The following is a 17,703-nucleotide window of genomic DNA, read 5'->3' as shown; positions in this document are numbered from 1 at the left end:
GGCGAGGGTTCGCTCGCCGTCCGCTTTCGCGAACGCACCGAGGACGGCGTCTATCGCGGCGGACCGATGAGCTACATCACCTATGGCCTCGGGCCGAAATGGAAATGGCTGGCGATCCTGTTCTGCCTCGGCACGCTGTTTTCGGCGCTCGTCACCGGCAACTCGATCCAGGCCAACAGCTTCGGCGACAGCGTCAACGAGCTGACCGGCGTGGACGAATGGGTCGGCGGGCTGGTCGCGGCGATCGCCGTGTTCATCGTCATCATCGGCGGGATCAAGTCGATCGGCGCGGTCGCGGAAAAGGTCGTGCCGTTCATGGCGGGGCTATACATCGTGATGGCCGTGATCGCGCTGATCCTGAACGCGAATTACCTGCCCGAAACCTTCGGCCGCATCTTCGATGGCGCGTTCAACGTCCAGTCGGCGTCGGGCGGCTTCCTCGGCGCGGCCATCATCATGGCGATCCGCGCCGGCGTCGCGCGCGGCCTGTTCTCGAACGAGGCGGGGCAGGGCTCGACGGCCATCGCCCATGCGGTCGCGCAGACCAACGATCCGGCCGCCCAAGGCCGGTTCGCGATGATGGGGACGTTCATCGACACGATCGTCATCTGCACGATGACCGCGCTCGTCATGCTGACCGTGGGCGGCGATTTCACCGCCACGGTCAACGGCCAGCAGATCGCCGTCGAACATGCCTGGCAGTCGGACCTCCAGGGCTTCGCGATGACCGCGGGCGCCTATGCGGCCGCCTTCCCGTTCGAGGTCGGCAGCATTCCGGTCGGCACGCTCATCGCCTCGGTGGCGCTGCTGCTCTTCGTGTTCACGACGCTGCTCACCTGGTCCTATTACGGCGAGCGCGCGATCACCTATCTCTACGACCAGCTGCCCGGCGCCACGCGCCAGGGCGAGCTCCGGCTGCACCTCTTCTGGCGAATCCTCTGGTGCCTGGTGATCTTCATCGGGTCCTTCGTTCCGCTCGAACTGGTCTGGCGCCTCGGCGACATCTCGAACGCCGCCATGGCGCTGCCGAACATCATCGCGCTGATGGCCCTTTCCGGCGTGATCTTCGCGCTCGCCCGCGGCGAACGGACCGCAGGCACCGACCATGGCCGCGAAACGCCGAAAGAGTTGATGGACGAGCCGAGCGGCGCGCCCGGGCATTAAGGCGCGTCACCGCATCTCGATACGAAGGAAGAAGGAGCATCCTGCCAGTGATCCAGTAACCGGTCAGAATCGGTCCGGTGCGCCACCACGCGCAGTCACTTTTGCAGGAGGGTTCCATGCAATCCATCATCTATGACGTCGCGGTGTCGGCGGACGGCTTCATCGCCGGCCCCGACGCCGATATCTCAAAATTTCCGCAAAGCAGCCCGGCGGTAGACGACTATTTCGAACGCCTGAAAACCTACCGTTCGGCCATCATGGGCCGCGCGACCTATGAGTTCGGCTATGATTTCGGCCTTGCGCCCGGCGCCAATCCCTATCCGCACATGCGCACGCTCGTCTTTTCGCAGGGCCTGTCCTTACCCGACGACCCGGCCGTGGAGATCGTACGGCTGGATGCGTTGGATCATCTGACCGCGCTCAGGAAGAGCAGCGACGGACCGATCTATCTGTGCGGCGGCGGCGCCTTTGCCGGCTGGGCCTTGTCGGCAGGGCTGATCGACGTGCTTCGGCTGAAACGCGCGCCCATCTTCCTTGGATCCGGGACGCGGCTATTCGGCGATCATGCACCGGGCTGCGACGCCAAACTCATGCAGTCCAAGCTCTATGCGGACGGCATGCTGTTTCAGGAATTTGCCCTGAAGAGCCGAACGGCCTGAACAGCCCGGGCCGGGTTCAGTCCAGCCCCAACGCCCGGACCACCCGGTCCCAGTCGACCAGCTTGAAGTTCTGGCGCCGCGAGGGCGTGTGGCCATCCTGCACGACGAGGAGGCCGTTCGGGAACGCCGGCCCGAAATCCGCCAGGCTGAGCTCTATTCCGTCGGTTTCCGTGACGCCGTCGACGGCATCGCCATCGGCGACATAGAAGCGCCCGACATATTGGTGATCTGGTAGCCGATAGACGGCAAAGGCGTGGTCCCCTTGGCTCGAGGCGACGAGATAGCCGCCAGCCTCGCCCGAGGGCGCGAGCGCCAGCCCCTCGACATCGGCGACGAGCTGGCCCGGGGTCACGCGGACGACGAGCTCCCCTTCGCCCGTCTCCAGATCGAAGCGCCAGACGCCCGCCGCCTCTTCGCCGACATAGAGCGTTCCATTGCGGTCATCGACGACGCAGCCTTCGGGCTGGCTCGGCACGGCCATCGTCCGCGTGCCGAGCACGCGAACCCCATCGCTGACGTCCAGCCGCTGATGGTAGATCGCGCCGTCCTTCGTGTTCAGGAACGTGTGGACGATGCCGTCCGGGTCGCGCGCCATGCAGAAGCCATAGCCCTCGCCCGGACCGGCTTCGACGCGGCCGATCGGGGTCAGCGCCCCGCTCGTGCCGTCGAGCCGGAACAGCGATACATGGGCGGTCAGCGGATCCTCGCGATCGCTCGCCGCGACGAGGATCGCCGCCTCGCCGCCGATCGCGACGCCGTCGAGCAGCGCGACATTGTTCACGCGGCCGGTCGGCAGGAAACTGCGCTGCGCTCCGCTCAGCTCATAGACGTGGAGCCCGGCCTGTTTGTCGGTGCCGACGATCAGGCTGGCCGCGGGATTGGCGGCGTTCACCCAAATGGCGGGGTCGTCGGCCGCGTCGTCGGCGCTCGCGACCGGCACGGTCTGTCCGCTCGCGGTCACCGGAACGCCGCGCGCCGGATCGGGCTGCGGGATGGTCTCGCAGCCGGCTAGCAGGACCGCCAGGGCAAGCGTCGAGACCGCTCTTTTTGGTGCCGATACGCTCATCAGAACCGCATCCGCGCGCCGAACTTCATCGTCCAGCTATATTCCTCATATTGCAGCAGCCGCCGACTCCCGTTGAAATTCTGATAGGCGAAATAGGGTTCGTCGGTGATGTTGATCCATTCCCAGAAGAATTGCAGCTGTTCGGTCGCGTTGAACCGCGCGCTGGCATCGAGCTGGAAATGGTCCTGGACGTAGCGATCCGCCTCGGCCGAACCGCCCAGCTCGTCGAGATAGAGATCGCGATAGGTGCCCGCGAGGCGGATGCTGAACGGCCCCTTTTCATAGCCGAGCACGACGTTGAACGTGTTTTCGGCCGAGGCCGGCAGCGGAATGACGCGCGGAACATTGTCCTCGTCGAGGACCGTCCCCTCGGCATCGGTATAGGTATAGTTGAAGTTGAAGAGCAGTCCGTCGAACGGGTCGGGCAGGAATGTGAAGGCCTGGGCGAAACTGAACTCGATGCCGAAAACCTCGGCGCTTTCGCCGTTGATCGGGATCACCGCCTCGTCGAACGCGATGCCGTTGAAGGTACCGCCGTCGCTGTCGAAGAAGTCGACGATGAAATTGTCGATGTCCTTGTAGAAGACATTGGCGGAGATCGCGCCGTTCGAGCTGAAATAATATTCGGCCGAGACGTCGAAATTCCAGGCCTCGTAGGGCAGCAGGTCGGGGTTGCCGAACTCGCCTTCGCGCTCATTGTCGTCATTCTGCTCGACCGCGAAGATCGGCGCGAGATCGGCCAGGTTCGGGCGGACGAGGCTGCGATAGCCGGCGGCGCGGAAGACGAGATTGTCGACCGGCTCCCAGCGGATGTTCAGGCTCGGCAGCCAGTCGGTATAGCTGCGCGAGAAGCTGTTGGGCGTCACCACGACGATATCGTCGTCGAGCACCATGCCGTTGAAGGTCGCGCCCTCCTCGATAAGCTCGGTCGTGTTCGCGTTGATCTGGTTCTCGGTATGCTCGACGCGGACGCCGCCGATCACGCGCAGCGTATCGCTGTCCCAGCGGCCGAGCAGATAGCCGGCATAAATGTCTTCCTGGTTCGTATAATCTCCGACGTTCGAATCGAACCGGGAGTCGATCTCCTGCAGCTCGAAGTCGCCGCGATTGGCGAAGAAGAAGTCGCTGATCCGCCGGTCCGCGGCGGCGGGGGCGATATTGGCGATGCGCAGCGACGGCGCGCCGACGAAGGACGCGAGCGTCAGCGCGTCATTCTCGTAAAATTCGATCGTGCCGTCGAAGCTCTTCTCGCGCCAGCGGCCCTGTACGCCGCCCTGCACCGTGAACTCGCCGCTGCCGGTCGGAATCGTGTAGCCGGCGTTGAACCGCGCCATCCATTCTTCGTCGACGGCGTCGGACAGCGCGGTGAACTCGATATCGTTGAGCTCATACTCCGCCGGATCGAAAAACAGGCTGGCGCCACCGAGCACATTATAGGCCGGGATGAAGGTATCGCTGTTGTCGATCTGCAGCACCAGTCCGTCGCCTTCGAAATCGCGCCGGAAATCGGCCGGATCGACCGATCCGTTCTCGCGTTCCGAGGAGCGCGACCAGCTGCCCTGATAATCGAATGTCCACGGGCCGGTTTCGGTTTCGCCGCCCAGGCTGATCGAAGCGATACGCTGGCGCTCGAAACGGTTCTTGATGTCGCGGCGGACGGTCAGTTCGCCATCGGCGTCGGAAAAGGCCAGCAGGTCGCCGGCGCCGCCCGACACCTGGTCGAAGTCTCCGAAATCGAGACGCAGCCGGCGGCGGAACTCCTGATCGTCGAACTGGCTGAAAATCCCGCGCACGAACAGGGTCGTGCTATCGCTCGGCCGGAAGTCCAGCGACAGCGAGGCGCTGATCCGTTCGCGCTCGACATCGTAATCGCGATACTGGATTTCCTCCGAATAGTCGTTGCCGAGATCGCCCGTCACCCAGGGATCGGCCTCGACATTGTCGGTCTCGAACGCCCGGCGATAATAGGAAATGCCGCCGGATATCCCGAAACTGTCGGACAGCGCCGTCGAGAAATCGAGGCTCGCCTTGGGGGTGATCGTGTCGGCCAGCTCGTTCCAGCTCGCCTCGGCGCGCAGCGAGAGAAAGTCGCTGCGGGCGTCGAACGAGGCCACGGTCTGGATGTCGATCGACGCGCCGATCGTGTCGGCGTCCATGTCGGGCGTCAGCGTCTTGCGGACCTCGATCGACTCGATGAGGTCGGACGAGATCACGTCGAGCGCGACGGCCCGGATATCGCTTTCGGGCGACGGGATGCGCGTGCCGTTGATCGACGACGAGTTGAGGTTCGGATCGAGCCCGCGGACCGATACGAAGCGGCCCTCGCCCTGGTCGTTGAGGATGTTGATGCCCGGCAGCCGGCGCAGCGATTCCGCCACATTCTGGTCGGGAAACTGGCCGATCGCATCGCGCGTCAGCACGGAGCTGACCCCGTCTCCCTCGCGCTGGCGCGACAGCGCGCTGGCTTGGTTGGCGCGCTGGCCGATGACGAGGATATCCGCTTGCTCGGTGCCGAGAACGATATCGGCTCTCGCGATCCCGGTTTCCGGAACGCTGATGCGGGTCGTGACGGTCGCCGCGCCGACATAGCGCGTCTCCAGCGTATAGTCTCCGGCCGGGACATCGGCGAACCGGAAGCTGCCGTCGCGCCCGGCCTCCGCCGTCCGGTCGAGTTCGACGATCCGGACCTGCGCCGATTGCAGCGCCCGGGTGTTCGTCGCGTCGACCACGGTGCCGACGAGCGTCCCGGCGAACGCCGGAGAGGCAAGCGCCGTCGTCAGCGCCAATACGGAGAGAAGGCGCGCCGAACGCGGCGCGAGGAGAGAACCGATCATGGAGCCACCCTTTTCTGTGTGCCCGGCGCCTAGGCGACGCAGGTTGCGCCGCGATGGTGGTTCGGTGACTCGACGATGACGGATTTGTGATGAAATGTTTCAGCGCCGCGCGAACGAGGGGCGGGCCGCGCCTTTCGGCATTGCATAAAGGCGATTCCCTTTTCGCTCCGCCGCCTCTAAGGCGCTCCCATGCTCAAACGCCTCTACGAATGGACGCTGGACAAAGCCGGGCATCGCCATGCCGAGCGCTGGCTCGGCGCCGTCTCGTTCGTGGAATCGAGTTTCTTCCCGATCCCGCCCGATATCATGCTGATCCCGATGTGCCTGGCAAAGCCCGAACGCGCGTTCCGCTACGCGTTCGTCTGCACCATCACGTCGGTGCTGGGCGCGCTGCTCGGCTATGCGATCGGCTATTTCCTGTTCGAGACGGTCGGCGTGGCGATCCTCGACTTTTACGGGCTGGGCGCGGAGTTCGAGGATTTCGCCGCGGCGTTCAACGAACAGGGGTGGATCATCGTGCTGCTGGCCGGCTTCACGCCGCTGCCCTTCAAGGTGATCACGATCGCGGCCGGCGCGACGGCGATGCCGCTCTACATCCTGATCGTCGCCGCGATCATCGCCCGCGCCGCCCGCTTCTTCCTCGTCGCAGCGCTGCTCTGGAAGTTCGGCGAGCCTATGAAGCATATCATCGACCGGCATTTCGGACTGCTGACGACGCTCGCCGGCGTCCTGCTGGTCGGCGGGTTCGTCGCGGTCAGATATCTGATCTGAAACCGTTTTCGCTGTTCGCGCGGGCCGCTTCGCGTTAGGCTGGCGCGCACCATCGGCGAAAGGAGCGGGCTATGAACGGCAACCGGAACTGGCCGGAACTCGCGGTCGACAATGACGGCGAAACGTTCGCGATGCTCCATCTGATGACGCAGATCGTGGGCAAGACGCGCGTTGCGCTGACGCCTTGGAGCAATCACAGCTGGCACGTGCCGCTCTATCTGACGGCGCGCGGGCTCGGTTCTTCGCCGATCGATCACCCGGACGGAAGTTTCGACCTCGAGTTCGACCTTATCGGTTCGCAGCTGACCTTCCGGGGAGCCGGCGGCGCGACCGATACGCTGCCGCTGGAATCGGGAACGATCGCCGGCTTTTTCTCCGCTTTCAACGCGATGCTCGCCAGGCACGGCGTCGCGACCGCTATCCACGGAACGCCCAACGAGATCCCCGACCCGACGCCCTTCGCCGAGGACGATGCCCGGCGGAACTACGACCCGGATGCCGCCCGCCGGCTCTGGCAGGCGCTGCTGCGCATCGATACCGTGTTCAAGCATTTCGCCACCGGCTTTCTGGGCAAGACCAGCCCCGTCCATTTCTTCTGGGGCAGTTTCGATCTCGCCGTGACGCGTTTTTCGGGGCGGGAAGCGCCCGAACATCCGGGCGGCGTTCCCGCGCTCCCCGACGATGTCGCGCGCGAGGCCTATTCGCACGAAGTATCGAGCGCCGGTTTCTGGCCCGGCAATGCCGACGCGCCCGATCCGATCTTCTATTCCTATGCCTATCCCGAGCCGGACGGCTTCCGCGACGCCGACGGTCTGCCGGAAGGCGCGAGCTACAATAAGGATCTCGGCGAATATGTGCTGCCCTATGCCGCGGTACGGGCAGCTTCCGATCCCGAAGCGCTGCTGCTCGACTTCCTGCAGAAGACCTATGACGCAGCCGCCGATGCGGGAAACTGGGACCGCGCCGCGCTCGACTGCGAACTCGGCGAGCCGCGCAAGGTGCGCCGCTACGCCTAGGCCGGCGCGGTCGCGAGTTCCGTGCCGTTGCGCCGCACGCGCGGCTTGAGCCCGAAGAGCGGCCTGAGCCAGCCGATCCGCCGGATGATGAACTCGTGCAGCAGCACGCAGCCGCCGACTGTCGCCGCCATGACCAGCGCGAATTCCGCCCAGGCCCCGAGCGCCAGCTGCGTCAGGTAGAAACCCGCGATCACGATGATCGTCTGATGCAGGATATAATAGGGAAAGATGGCTTCGGTCAGATAGCGCAGCGCTTTCGAATCCCGGTTGAGGAAGCGCTGGCCGAGCCCGGTGAGCAGCACGATGACCGACCAGGCATAGAACGTCATCAGCGCCGTGCCGACAATGGGCCCGAGCCGGTGCTCTTCGCGAAAGCCGGGCACCAGCGTGTGGACGAGGATGATCGCCCCGATCACCGCAGCCACGATGGCGGCCAGGGGCAGCGCGCGATCGACGGATTTCCAGAAGCGACCGCTCTTCGCCGCGAAATAGCCGATCAGGAAGATCGTCAGTCGATTGGCGTGATTGTGCCAGTCGTCCACCAGCGCATGCGTGCTCGGAAAACGGTCGCCGAAGATCGCCGCATAGGCGACAAACGGAACGGTCGCGACGAACAGGAGCGAGACCGGATGGCCCAATATCTTGCCGAACCAGTCCCCGCCCCGGCCGGCGGCAAAGCCCGACAGCGGTTTCAGAAACGGCGCGAGCAGCAGGATGTAGACCAGCAGGTAGACGACGTACCAGAGATGGTTCCAGGTCGGCGTGATCATCGAAAAGGGCTGGGCGGGGCTCAGATACGGCCCGTAGAAATCGAGATAGCCGCCGGTGAATTCTCCCGACTGGACGAGTTCGAAATAGCTTTGCGGCGCGACGATCACCGTCACCCCGACCAGGATCGGCAGGCCGAGCCGCTTCGCCCGGCTCGCCGCAAAGGCGCCCGCCGCCATCTTGTCCGACGCGAAGCGCACCGCGACACCCGAGATGAAGAAGAGCAGCGACAGCCGCCACGGATTGAGCAGGCTCATCAGCGGCTCGGCCGCCGGTGACGCGTACATGCTTTTCACGTGCCAGCCCCAGGACACGTAGAACATGCCGACATGGTAGAAGATCAGCAGCGCGAACGCGATGAAACGCAGCCAGTCGAGATCGTAGCGGCGGCTGTCGGCAACCGGCTCGGAAAGCGGCGGCATATCGGTGCTCCTTCGCAATGGTCGGCGCCGATCATCCGCTTCTCCCGTGAAAATCCCAGTTTTCCGGGCCGTCCGGCGGCCCGCGTTGACGAGCGGCCAGATCCCCGGGGTGAACGGCAATGAGGGGGGACGAGCGGCATTGGCCGTTGCGCGCAGGCTGGGTTACATCGACTTCATGACGGTCCAGGATGCGGAGTCGGAGCGGCGGTTCGAGCGGCGGCTGATGTGGCGGACGATGGCGATCGTCGCCGCGTCGGGACTGGTGTTCACGATCGTCGACGTGCTGTCGGCGCAGACCGAATATGAACGCGCCGGGCAGGCCTATCATCCGGTGGCTATATGGGTCTACGATCCCACGAGCGTCGTGATCATCGTCGCGCTTGCGCCGCTGGTGATGGCGTTCGCCAACCGCTTCCGCTTTGCCGACACGCCCCTCCCCCTATGGCTGGCCGGCCATGCAGTCGGCGCGCTGGTTTTCTCGGCGGTCCACATCGCGCTGATGGTATGGCTGCGCAAGCTCGTCTTCTTCCTGTTCTTCGACGCGCCGTATATCTTTACCGACAACCTGCCCCGCGATTTCGTCTACGAACTGCGCAAGGACATCCTGTCCTACGCGCTGATGGTGCTGATCCTGTTTCTCCTGCGGACCTTCGCCGAACAGAAACGCGAGCTGGCGGCCGCGCGGGCCGATGCCCGCGAATCGCAGCTCATCACCCTGAAATGCGGCGGGCGGACGATGCGCTTCGCCGCCGACAGTTTCCGCTTCGCCCGGTCGGCGGGCAATTATGTCGAGGTCCATGCGGGCAACGCCACCCATTTCGCGCGCGCGACGCTGGCCGGGCTCGAAGAGCTGCTGCGCGACGCCGGACTTCCGGTCGCGCGGGTCCACCGCTCCTATCTCGTCAATCGCGATGCGATCGAGACATCCGCACCCTCGGGCAGCGGCGATCTGGTGCTGACCCTGGCCGGCGGCGAGACCGTCCCGTGCAGCCGGCGATACCGGGATGCGATCCGGGCTTAGGCCACGCTCGATCGCAGCGGCGGCTAATCGTCGAGCCCGGCCAGATAGCCGTGCACGGTCTGGATCACGACCGAACCCTCGCCGACCCCCGAGGCGACGCGCTTGACCGAACCCGAGCGGACATCGCCGACCGCGTAGATCCCCGGCCGGCTTGTCGCATAGGGCGAGCTCGTCACATTGCCGGCGCAGTCCTCGCCGGTTTTCACGAACCCCTTTCCGTCGAGTTCGAGGCAGCCGTCGAGCCAGTCGCTGTTCGGCGCCGCGCCGATCATCACGAAGATGTTCGCGATATCCCGCGTTTCGTCCTCCCCGCTCGCCTTGTCGTGCCAGGTCACCCGGTCGAGCGTCGGATCGCCGTGCAGCTCGACGATCTCGGTTTCGGTATGGAGCGTGATCCGGGACGAGGAATCGATCCGCCGCACCAGATAGTCGGACATGCTCGCCGCCAGAGTCTTGCTGCGCACGAGCACATGGACATGGCTCGCATGGCGCGACAGGAACACCGCCGCCTGACCGGCCGAGTTGCCGCCGCCGACCACGATCACCTCGCGCCCGTGGCAGAGCCGGGATTCGATCGCGGTCGCGGCGTAATGGATGCCCTGCCCCTCGTAACGCTCGTAATTGTCGAGGCTGAGCCGCTGATAACGGGCGCCCGAGGCGACGATGACCGACCGCGCGACGATCCGCTGCCCGCATTCCAGCTGCAGCTTGTAGGGCCGCTCGTCGCAGTCGAGATCGACGATCGCGCGCGATATGGCGAAGCGCGCGCCGAACTTCTGCGCCTGTATCCAGGCCCGGCCGGCCAGCGCCTGACCCGAAATCCCGGTCGGAAAGCCGAGATAATTCTCGATCTTCGAGCTGGTGCCCGCCTGCCCGCCCGGCGCCTCCTGCTCGATCACCACGGTGTCGAGGCCCTCGGAAGCCGCATAGGTCGCCGCGGCGAGACCGGCCGGCCCCGCACCCACGACCGCGACGTCGTAGACATGATCGGGATCGAGTTCCTCGGTCAGGCCGAGCGCATTGGCGACCTGGTGGTTGCTCGGATTGACGAGACAGTCATTGCCGGCATGGATGAGCACCGGCACCTTGTCGCGCGCCGTCGGATGGTCGGCGAAAAAGGGTTCGGCCTGTTCGGGATCGTCGGTATCGACGACCCGCAGCGGATAGCCGTTGCGCCTCAGGAACCGGGTGATGCGCAGCGTATCGCCGTCGTTGGCCGGCCCCGCCAGGACCGCGCCCGCCTGGTCGTGGACGAGGAATGCGGTCCGGCGCAGGATGAAGGCGCGCATGATCGTCTCGCCGATATCGGTCTCGGTGCTGGAAAAGACCGGGAAGTCGGCGCGCTTGATCCGCAGGACGCGCGTCCCTTCGCGCACCCGGCCGTCGACCAGGATCTTGCGGTCGTTGAACAGGTCGAGCTCGCCGGTGAACTGGCTCGGGCCGTGGACGGTGACGACCTCTTCGCCCTCCTCGCTCGTCTCGATGATCTCGATCGCGCCTTCGAGGCAGATGAAGAAATCGACCCCGCGCTCGCCGCGCTCGAACAGATAGGTGCCGGCCTCGGGGCTTTCCTCGGTCCCGTATCCCTTCGCGCGCGCGAGCTGTTCGTCGGACAGCTCGGGAAAGATCTGATGCTCGCGGTTATAGGGATCCTGCGCGCTGCCGACCTCGATATCGAGCGTGGCGGCAGGAGCGGCGGCGCGGGCTGAGTCGGTCATGCCCTGCAATGTAGGGACGACGGGGGACAGCGTCGAGACGACCCGGCCCGCGATCCGATCGGCGCGCCCTAGCCGCCGACCATCGCCGCATCCATGGCGAGCAGCTGGGCGAAGCTGTCGCGGCCGAGAATGCGGTCCTTGTAGGCCTTGGTCCTGGGGTACGCGTCCCAGTCGATCTTCGCCCGGCCGTAATCGAGATTCTTGAACGGCGAGGCGACCGAGATATCGGCCAGGGTCAGACCGTCGCCGACCAGCCACTCGCGGCCGTCGGCGAGCGCTTTCTCGATATAGGCCAGCACCGGCGGCAAGGTTTCGGTTTCGGCCTTTACCGCCGCGGCTTCGTCGGGCTCCTGCCCCATCATGGTCGCGACGACGCGGTTGAAGAAGATCGTCCCGCCGACGGCCACGAAGATCGTATCGGCGAACTCGTCGAACCACATCACCTTGCCCCGCGCTTCCGGATCGGCGGGGATGAGCGCGGGGTCGGGATGCTTGGCCTCGATATAGGTCGCGATCGCGGTGGAATCGCCCAGGCAATAATCGCCGTCGCGCATGCCGGGGATCTTGCCGAACGGCGAGCATTCGCGGAATTCCTCGTCCTCGGCGCCCGGCATCCTGTTCTTGTGGTCGACGTCGATGCCTTTCTCGTTGGCGAAAGCGACGGCCTTGCGGACGTACGGCGACAGCGAAGCACCATAGATAATCATGCGAAAAACTCCTGGACAGGCGGTTGGGGAACCGTCCTGCTATCAGGTCAGTTGCTCATTGCAACGCATAAAAACGCACCGCGCTGGCGCTGTCATACGCCTCGGCGACGGACTTGTGCGCCAGGCCGGATCGTCGATCCTTCGCCCGTCTATTTGGACGAGCCGCGGAAACTCTGCTCGGTCCGGATCTGCTCCTCGTAATCGCGGCCGATCTCCTCGCCCAGATTGACGAGGCCCCACCAGGCGAGCAGCCACGCGATGCATATCAGCAGCGCGACGCCCCCGCTGATGATGCCGGTCCAGGCGAAACCTGCGCCCGCCGGCCGGTTCTTCCCGATCAGGCCGAAAACGATCGCCAGCGGCGCCAGGATCCAGGATATGAAACCGATGATCGGGATCAGCGCCAGCAGCACGGCGACCAGCCCGATGATCATCGCGGCGAGCGCCATGCCGTTGCTATCGGCCGTCTCGACCGGACGCGCCTGTGGCGGTGGTGGATTGTCCATGATTGAGCCCCCTCTCTCGATCGCGGGTTCTAGCCCGGCTCGGAGGCCGCTGACAACTCCGCCGGGCGGCGGGCCGTATCAGGCGGCGTCGTGGAAGATGATGCCGAGCGTATGGCGTTCGCCCGTCCGGACCCGGCTGACGCCGTGCCGCATCGTCATCCGCACCGGCCCCCGCGCGCCCTGCCCCGGTCGTTCGCGCACCGCGATCACCGCCGCATCGCCGCGCCCGAGCGGCACGATCTCGGCGCGGGCCTGCATCCGGGCGCGCTGTTCGGTGATGATCAGTTCGCCGCCGGTGAAGCCGGTGCCGGGCGCGGACAGCAGCACGATGACCTGCAACGGAAACAGATGCTCGCCATAGACGTCCTGATGCAGCCGGTTGAAGTCGCCCGGCCCGTACTTCAGCAGCAGGGGCGTCGGCCGTTCCTGTCCGGCCCGATGGCAGATATCGAGATAGTCCGCATGGTCGGCAGGGAAGCGACGACCGGTACCCAATTCCGCCTGCCAGCGATTGGCGATCGGCGCCAGCGCGGCATAGAGTTCCCGCCGGAGCGCGGCGATCTCGGGCGGCAGCGGATAGGCGAAATATTGATATTCGCCGCTGCCATAGCCGTGCCGCGCCATGACGACGCGTTTCCGGAACCGCGCCTCCTCGCGATACAGCGCGATCATCGCGTCGCACTGCTCCGGCGCCAGCAGTTTCGGGACGGTCGCGAAGCCTCGCTCCCCGAACTGGGCCGCAATCGCCTCGCCGTCGACATCCACCGGATGAATTGCCATGTTCGCTCCCCGCACCTGCCGACCGACCTAAACCCGGCAGGATAGCATGGCACCCCGAATTTTGCGGTCGATTTCCCGCGGTGGGACCGGCCGTAACGGTTTGGCGTCGCTTGTGAAACACGCCGTGGACAACGGGCGGACGCTCCATGTAGAATCCGCGCGGAACAACGGGCTGCATATGTCTTATCATTTCGCCGAATTCGTCCTTGACGGCGAACGGTTCGAACTGCGTCGCGGCGGCGATGTGGTGCGGCTGCAGCCGCGCGCCATGCAACTGTTGCAGTTGCTGGTATCGTCCGAGGGACGGCTGCTGACCAAACAGGACATTTTCGACGAAGTGTGGGACGGGCGCATCGTTTCCGATTCCGCCCTGTCGAGCCAGGTCAAGGTGCTGCGGAAAGTGCTCGGCGACACCGAGCAGCCGTTCCGCATTATCGGCACCGTGTACGGCAAGGGATTCCGGCTGCTTGCCGAGGTGTCCCGCAGAGAACCGGCGCGGTCGGCGCGCGGCGAGACGATGCCCGCCGAAAACGAGCCGGGCGCCGTGGGCAATAGGCCGTCGATCGCGGTTCTCCCCTTCAGGCGGCTGGGCGAGGCCGGACCCTGGAGCGCGCTTTCCGAGGCGCTGCCGGACGAGATCATTACCGCGCTGTCGCGGCTCCGCCTGCTCCACGTCATTGCCCGGGGTTCCAGCTTCCAGTTTCCTTCGGCCACGAGCAGCCTCGCGGCGGTCCGTCGCGCGCTTTCGGTGGACTATTGCCTGTCGGGCACGATCGAGGTCGACGGCGAAAACCTGTTCGTCACCGCCGAACTGGCCGACACGCGCGACGAAGGCGTGGTCTGGGCCGAACGGTTCGACGGCAAGATCGGCGCGATCCACGACATGCGCGCGGACATCGTTTCGGCGGTCATGTCGGAGGTGGAACTGCGCATCCCCCACAACGAAGCGCAGCGCGCCCGGCTCCTGGTGCCCGACCAGCTGACGGCCTGGCAGGCCTATCATGTCGGCATGTCCCATATCTTCATGCGCGACATCAGGAGACAGAATGCGGCGGAACGGTTTTTCGAACATGCGGTCGCGATCGATCCCAAATTCGCGCGCGCTCATGCCGGCCTGTCGCACGTCTATTGGTGGCTCAACGTCCAGCACCTGTTCCGCAATTCCGACGGGATGCGCGAGAAGATGATCGACACCGCGAAACGCGCCATCGATTGCGATCCGTTCGATCCGGCGGCCAATCTCGCCATGGCGCGTTCGACATCCTTCGAGCCGTCTCAGGATGAATCGCTGCTCTGGCTCGAGCGGACGGTGGATATCTGCCCGAACTATGCCTGGGGCCACAGCCAGATCGCCGCCAAACGTTCGATGACGGGGCCGGTCGATATGGCGCTGGAGCATGCGCGGATCGCGCTGTCGCTGAGCCCGCGCGACCCGCTCCGCCACAGCACCTACGCGGCATTGGCGACGTCAAACATCAATCTGGGCCAGTTCGAAGAGGCGGCCCGATGGGGCCGCAAGGTGATGGAGCTCCCCCATACCGACATCGTGGCGATGACATCCGCGCTCTGCGCGAATTACCTGGCCGGGCACAAGGACGTGTCCCGGAAGATCGCCGAGCGGATAGAAGTCGTCCATCCGGGTTTCACGACCGAGCGGTTCGTCAGCGCCCATCCGATGATGCGGAAGGAAGCCGCGGCCCGGTTGAAAGATATCTTCGCCGCCAACGGCATTCCCTGACCGGCGCTCCCGTGCCGTGGCCCGGCGTCATCCGGGCAGCCGGTAGTGATCGGCCAGCCGGTCGAGCGCGAGGCCGAGCACCAGCTTGCCCGAGCGCGCGGGCCAGCCGAGCTCGCCCTCCGCGCTCTTGAGCCCCTCGCCCGCGCACAGCACGCGCCAGGCGATGTCCTCGAGCCCCGGCCCCAGCGCGGTCATCGCGCCGTCGAAGCGGCGCTTGGCGGCGATCTGCGCCTCGCCCGGAGTGAGGCCGGCCGGGGCGCCGCGCGCCGTCTTGCCGGTGGGCGGCGCGTCCCATTGCATCGTCACCCGGGGCGCCAGTTGCGCGAGCTCGTAATCGCGGCGCAGCGCCTCGCCGGCGTCATATTGCCGCGCCGAAACATGGCCGCGGGCGCGCAGCCAGGACAGGGGAGATTCGGCGAGGTTGACCGTGACCGAACGCGCCAGCCTGCCCTTGCGCACGGGAACGCCTGCCCGCCCCGTCTCGACGCGCGGCGTGCCGTCCCGCGGCAGCGGCCGCTCGGCCAGCAACCGGGGGCCGCTGTCGGTCGGGCGAACGGTTCTGGGCATGCGGCATCTCCTCGATCAGCGGTTCGAATCGCGGAAAGTATCTTGCCATTGCGGCAATAGTGTAGGACAGGGGAAAACCGATTTGGTTATTTTTTGAGGCGCAACCCATGATCACGGCCATTCGCGAAATCCGCAAGGCGAAGCGCCTGACGCTGCAACAGGTCGCCGAGCGCTGCGATCCGCCGACCACCGCCCAGACGATCGGAAGACTGGAAACCGGAGTCCGGACCGTTTCGGTCGACTGGCTCAACCGGATCGCCAAGGCATTGGGCGTCGAAGCGTCGGACCTCGTCAGGCTGCCCGAACAGGGCGATCTTCCGGTCGCCGCGCTGCTCGGCTCCGACGGCGTCGAGGCGCCGCGCCACGAGACCCGCCTGCCCGCGCCCCGCCCCGCCCCCGGCATGGTCGCGGTCCAGGTCGAAACCGGCATCGGAGACTATCGCGCGGGCGACGAGATCTGGTGCGAACGGATCGCGCCGGACGGCTATGCCGGCGCGCTCAACCGCGACGTCCTCGTGCCCCGCCCCGCCGGGCGTTTCCTGTTCGGACGGCTCATCGGCCGCGAGGGAGACCGGCTGCAGCTGCTGCCGCACGGCGCGGGCGGGCGCCAGCAGATCGTCAGCGATCCGGTCTGGATCGGCGTCGCCCGGCGCCTCGTGCGCGCGCTCTAGCCCCCCGCGCGATACGGCCCCGGACGCCCGGGCGCTTGCAGCGGTTCGCCCGGACGCCCTATAGTGCGCCGGGAGGTAAAGGCGTGAAGATGCAAGGGAAAAAGCCCGATGCGACCGAAACGATCGAGCCCGATCCCGCGCTGATGCGGATGATCGAGAACAGCCCGGTCGCCTCCGTCATCTCCAACCCGCGCCTGCCCGACAATCCGATCGTGGCCGTGAACGAGCAGTTCGTCGGACTGACCGGCTATGCCCGCGACGAGATCATCGGGCGCAACTGCCGCTTCCTCTCCGGCCCGCAGACCGAGCCCTGGCTGACCGAGGAGATCCGCCGCGGCGTGCGCGAACGCACTTCGGTCCTCGTCGAGATCCTCAACTACAAGAAGGACGGGACGCCGTTCCGCAACGCCGTGCTCGTCGCGCCGATCTACAACCAGGCGGACGAGCTCACCTATTTCCTCGGCTCGCAGGTCGAGATACCGGGCGACGCGACCAGCATCTCCACCGCACGGCGGATGAGCGCCGTGGACGCGGTGAAAAGCCTGTCCGAACGCCAGCGCCAGGTGCTCAAATATGCGGCCGAGGGCCTGCTCAACAAGCAGATCGCCTACAAGCTCGGCGTCACCGAGCGCACGGTGAAGATGCACCGCGCACTGCTGATGGAGCGGCTCGCCGCGCCGACCTCGGCCGACATGATCCGCATCGCCGTCGAGGCCGGGCTCTAGCCGGCCGCCCGCGCGCCCTGTCCGAACGGACATCTGGTCCGGTCGCGCACCCCGGCGCATGTGGCGGCCGTTGCGGTGAGACGCGGCCGTCCGGCCTGTTCGGCCATGCCCGATCATCGGCCTCGCAATGGTCGGCTCCGGCGCGGCCTCATCGCAACACCGTCCCCCGCGCCCGCTCCCCTCATGTCCGAAAGTACATATAGGCCCGCGCCGACCATCCCGGCCATAACGGCGGTGTTGCGGCGCTCGATGCTCCCCGGTCGGTTCAGCCATGCCTCCCAAACCCTGGCCTCGCACGGATCGGTGTCCCGGCATCTTCGCCGCAACGTCCGTTTCACCGACCCGGAGACAGCGCCGCCATGCACCGTTCCGCCCCGCCGCGCCCCCGCGCCATGGCCGCGGATATCGCCCGGCTGATGCTCCGCAAGGAGGAAAAGCTCGCGCGCGTCCCGCGCCGCTTCTTCGGCCGCCGCGGCCAGCTCGACCTCGACCGCGATGCGTCGCAGCACCGCCGCTTCGCCTATCTGTACGAGGACATGCTCTATTGAGCGGCCGGGCGGAGCATCCGGC

17 protein-coding genes are annotated in these 17,703 nt (G+C 66.0%); 9 read left to right on the top strand and 8 right to left on the bottom strand.

Annotated features, from left to right (window positions below; genetic code table 11):
- Positions 1-1,164 (top strand): alanine/glycine:cation symporter family protein (locus ACTS1X_RS07160; RefSeq protein ID WP_442613699.1); only part of this gene is annotated, 1,164 nt, incomplete at its 5' end.
- 116 nt (positions 1,165-1,280) lie between these two features.
- Positions 1,281-1,823, top strand: a complete 543-nt coding sequence (locus ACTS1X_RS07155; protein WP_442613698.1) for a dihydrofolate reductase family protein — start codon at positions 1,281-1,283, stop codon at positions 1,821-1,823.
- Between the two features lie 16 nt (positions 1,824-1,839).
- Here ACTS1X_RS07155 and ACTS1X_RS07150 read toward each other — a convergent pair whose 3' ends face one another.
- Positions 1,840-2,889, bottom strand: a complete 1,050-nt coding sequence (locus tag ACTS1X_RS07150) for a phytase (RefSeq protein ID WP_442613697.1) — start codon at positions 2,887-2,889, stop codon at positions 1,840-1,842.
- On the bottom strand, positions 2,889-5,723 hold the full coding sequence (locus tag ACTS1X_RS07145) for a TonB-dependent receptor (protein ID WP_442613696.1): 2,835 nt from the start codon (positions 5,721-5,723) through the stop codon (positions 2,889-2,891). Before ACTS1X_RS07145 ends, ACTS1X_RS07150 begins: the two co-directional genes overlap by 1 nt.
- Before the next feature lie 189 nt (positions 5,724-5,912).
- Between ACTS1X_RS07145 and ACTS1X_RS07140 the strand changes: the two genes are divergently transcribed.
- Complete coding sequence (locus ACTS1X_RS07140; protein WP_442613695.1) at positions 5,913-6,494, top strand: YqaA family protein; 582 nt, start codon at positions 5,913-5,915, stop codon at positions 6,492-6,494.
- A gap of 71 nt (positions 6,495-6,565) precedes the next feature.
- The gene (locus ACTS1X_RS07135) at positions 6,566-7,510 is read left to right on the top strand and encodes a DUF5996 family protein (protein ID WP_442613694.1); all 945 of its coding nucleotides are present in this window, start codon (positions 6,566-6,568) and stop codon (positions 7,508-7,510) included.
- On the opposite strand, the gene ACTS1X_RS07130 is transcribed toward ACTS1X_RS07135, so the two are convergent.
- On the bottom strand, positions 7,507-8,700 hold the full coding sequence (locus tag ACTS1X_RS07130; RefSeq protein ID WP_442613693.1) for an acyltransferase family protein: 1,194 nt from the start codon (positions 8,698-8,700) through the stop codon (positions 7,507-7,509). The genes ACTS1X_RS07135 and ACTS1X_RS07130 overlap by 4 nt on opposite strands.
- 46 nt (positions 8,701-8,746) lie before the next feature.
- On the opposite strand from ACTS1X_RS07130, the gene ACTS1X_RS07125 reads away from it, so the two are divergent.
- Positions 8,747-9,721, top strand: coding sequence for a LytTR family DNA-binding domain-containing protein (locus ACTS1X_RS07125; RefSeq protein WP_442613692.1), 975 nt, complete (start codon positions 8,747-8,749; stop codon positions 9,719-9,721).
- A gap of 23 nt (positions 9,722-9,744) precedes the next feature.
- On the opposite strand, the gene ACTS1X_RS07120 is transcribed toward ACTS1X_RS07125, so the two are convergent.
- The 4 genes from ACTS1X_RS07120 to ACTS1X_RS07105 form a co-directional block, all read right to left on the bottom strand.
- Positions 9,745-11,439 (bottom strand): FAD-dependent oxidoreductase, encoded by a 1,695-nt coding sequence (locus ACTS1X_RS07120; protein WP_442613691.1) that lies wholly within the window; start codon positions 11,437-11,439, stop codon positions 9,745-9,747.
- Between the two features lie 68 nt (positions 11,440-11,507).
- Positions 11,508-12,146, bottom strand: coding sequence for a glutathione S-transferase family protein (locus tag ACTS1X_RS07115; protein WP_442613690.1), 639 nt, complete (start codon positions 12,144-12,146; stop codon positions 11,508-11,510).
- A gap of 149 nt (positions 12,147-12,295) precedes the next feature.
- Positions 12,296-12,652 (bottom strand): hypothetical protein, encoded by a 357-nt coding sequence (locus ACTS1X_RS07110; RefSeq protein ID WP_442613689.1) that lies wholly within the window; start codon positions 12,650-12,652, stop codon positions 12,296-12,298.
- A gap of 78 nt (positions 12,653-12,730) precedes the next feature.
- Complete coding sequence (locus tag ACTS1X_RS07105) at positions 12,731-13,432, bottom strand: 2OG-Fe(II) oxygenase (RefSeq protein WP_442613688.1); 702 nt, start codon at positions 13,430-13,432, stop codon at positions 12,731-12,733.
- A 178-nt stretch (positions 13,433-13,610) separates the two neighbouring features.
- Here ACTS1X_RS07105 and ACTS1X_RS07100 point away from each other — a divergent pair, with 178 nt between their 5' ends.
- Positions 13,611-15,170, top strand: coding sequence for a winged helix-turn-helix domain-containing tetratricopeptide repeat protein (locus ACTS1X_RS07100; protein ID WP_442613687.1), 1,560 nt, complete (start codon positions 13,611-13,613; stop codon positions 15,168-15,170).
- 27 nt (positions 15,171-15,197) lie between these two features.
- Here the strand turns inward: ACTS1X_RS07100 and ACTS1X_RS07095 are convergent, their stop codons facing one another.
- Complete coding sequence (locus ACTS1X_RS07095; protein ID WP_442613686.1) at positions 15,198-15,737, bottom strand: DUF6456 domain-containing protein; 540 nt, start codon at positions 15,735-15,737, stop codon at positions 15,198-15,200.
- A gap of 107 nt (positions 15,738-15,844) precedes the next feature.
- On the opposite strand from ACTS1X_RS07095, the gene ACTS1X_RS07090 reads away from it, so the two are divergent.
- The 3 genes from ACTS1X_RS07090 (at position 15,845) to ACTS1X_RS07080 (ending at position 17,681) form a co-directional block, all read left to right on the top strand.
- On the top strand, positions 15,845-16,408 hold the full coding sequence (locus ACTS1X_RS07090) for a helix-turn-helix domain-containing protein (protein ID WP_442613685.1): 564 nt from the start codon (positions 15,845-15,847) through the stop codon (positions 16,406-16,408).
- A 149-nt stretch (positions 16,409-16,557) separates the two neighbouring features.
- A complete protein-coding gene (locus ACTS1X_RS07085; RefSeq protein WP_442613701.1) occupies positions 16,558-17,133 on the top strand; it encodes a LuxR C-terminal-related transcriptional regulator in 576 nt (191 codons plus the stop codon).
- 359 nt (positions 17,134-17,492) lie between these two features.
- Positions 17,493-17,681, top strand: a complete 189-nt coding sequence (locus ACTS1X_RS07080) for a hypothetical protein (RefSeq protein WP_442613684.1) — start codon at positions 17,493-17,495, stop codon at positions 17,679-17,681.
- Positions 17,682-17,703 lie beyond the last annotated feature (22 nt).

Origin of the sequence: Parasphingopyxis sp. (assembly GCF_052168275.1) — a bacterium.
In the GTDB taxonomy this organism is placed as follows: domain Bacteria; phylum Pseudomonadota; class Alphaproteobacteria; order Sphingomonadales; family Sphingomonadaceae; genus Parasphingopyxis.
The sequence above is the reverse complement of the archived record's forward strand: the minus strand, read 5'-3'. Positions and strand labels throughout refer to the sequence as shown.

Bases quoted from the DNA above. Each gene is read 5' to 3' on its own strand.
- ACTS1X_RS07135 (WP_442613694.1), top strand. From the start codon at position 6,566: ATGAACGGCAACCGGAACTGGCCGGAACTCGCGGTCGACAATGACGGC.
- ACTS1X_RS07115 (WP_442613690.1), bottom strand. From the start codon at position 12,146: ATGATTATCTATGGTGCTTCGCTGTCGCCGTACGTCCGCAAGGCCGTC.
- ACTS1X_RS07100 (WP_442613687.1), top strand. From the start codon at position 13,611: ATGTCTTATCATTTCGCCGAATTCGTCCTTGACGGCGAACGGTTCGAA.
- ACTS1X_RS07085 (WP_442613701.1), top strand. From the start codon at position 16,558: ATGATCGAGAACAGCCCGGTCGCCTCCGTCATCTCCAACCCGCGCCTG.
- ACTS1X_RS07140 (WP_442613695.1), top strand. From the start codon at position 5,913: ATGCTCAAACGCCTCTACGAATGGACGCTGGACAAAGCCGGGCATCGC.
- ACTS1X_RS07095 (WP_442613686.1), bottom strand. From the start codon at position 15,737: ATGCCCAGAACCGTTCGCCCGACCGACAGCGGCCCCCGGTTGCTGGCC.
- ACTS1X_RS07110 (WP_442613689.1), bottom strand. From the start codon at position 12,652: ATGGACAATCCACCACCGCCACAGGCGCGTCCGGTCGAGACGGCCGAT.
- ACTS1X_RS07150 (WP_442613697.1), bottom strand. From the start codon at position 2,889: ATGAGCGTATCGGCACCAAAAAGAGCGGTCTCGACGCTTGCCCTGGCG.
- ACTS1X_RS07080 (WP_442613684.1), top strand. From the start codon at position 17,493: ATGCACCGTTCCGCCCCGCCGCGCCCCCGCGCCATGGCCGCGGATATC.
- ACTS1X_RS07090 (WP_442613685.1), top strand. From the start codon at position 15,845: ATGATCACGGCCATTCGCGAAATCCGCAAGGCGAAGCGCCTGACGCTG.
- ACTS1X_RS07145 (WP_442613696.1), bottom strand. From the start codon at position 5,723: ATGATCGGTTCTCTCCTCGCGCCGCGTTCGGCGCGCCTTCTCTCCGTA.
- ACTS1X_RS07130 (WP_442613693.1), bottom strand. From the start codon at position 8,700: ATGCCGCCGCTTTCCGAGCCGGTTGCCGACAGCCGCCGCTACGATCTC.
- ACTS1X_RS07120 (WP_442613691.1), bottom strand. From the start codon at position 11,439: ATGACCGACTCAGCCCGCGCCGCCGCTCCTGCCGCCACGCTCGATATC.
- ACTS1X_RS07155 (WP_442613698.1), top strand. From the start codon at position 1,281: ATGCAATCCATCATCTATGACGTCGCGGTGTCGGCGGACGGCTTCATC.
- ACTS1X_RS07105 (WP_442613688.1), bottom strand. From the start codon at position 13,432: ATGGCAATTCATCCGGTGGATGTCGACGGCGAGGCGATTGCGGCCCAG.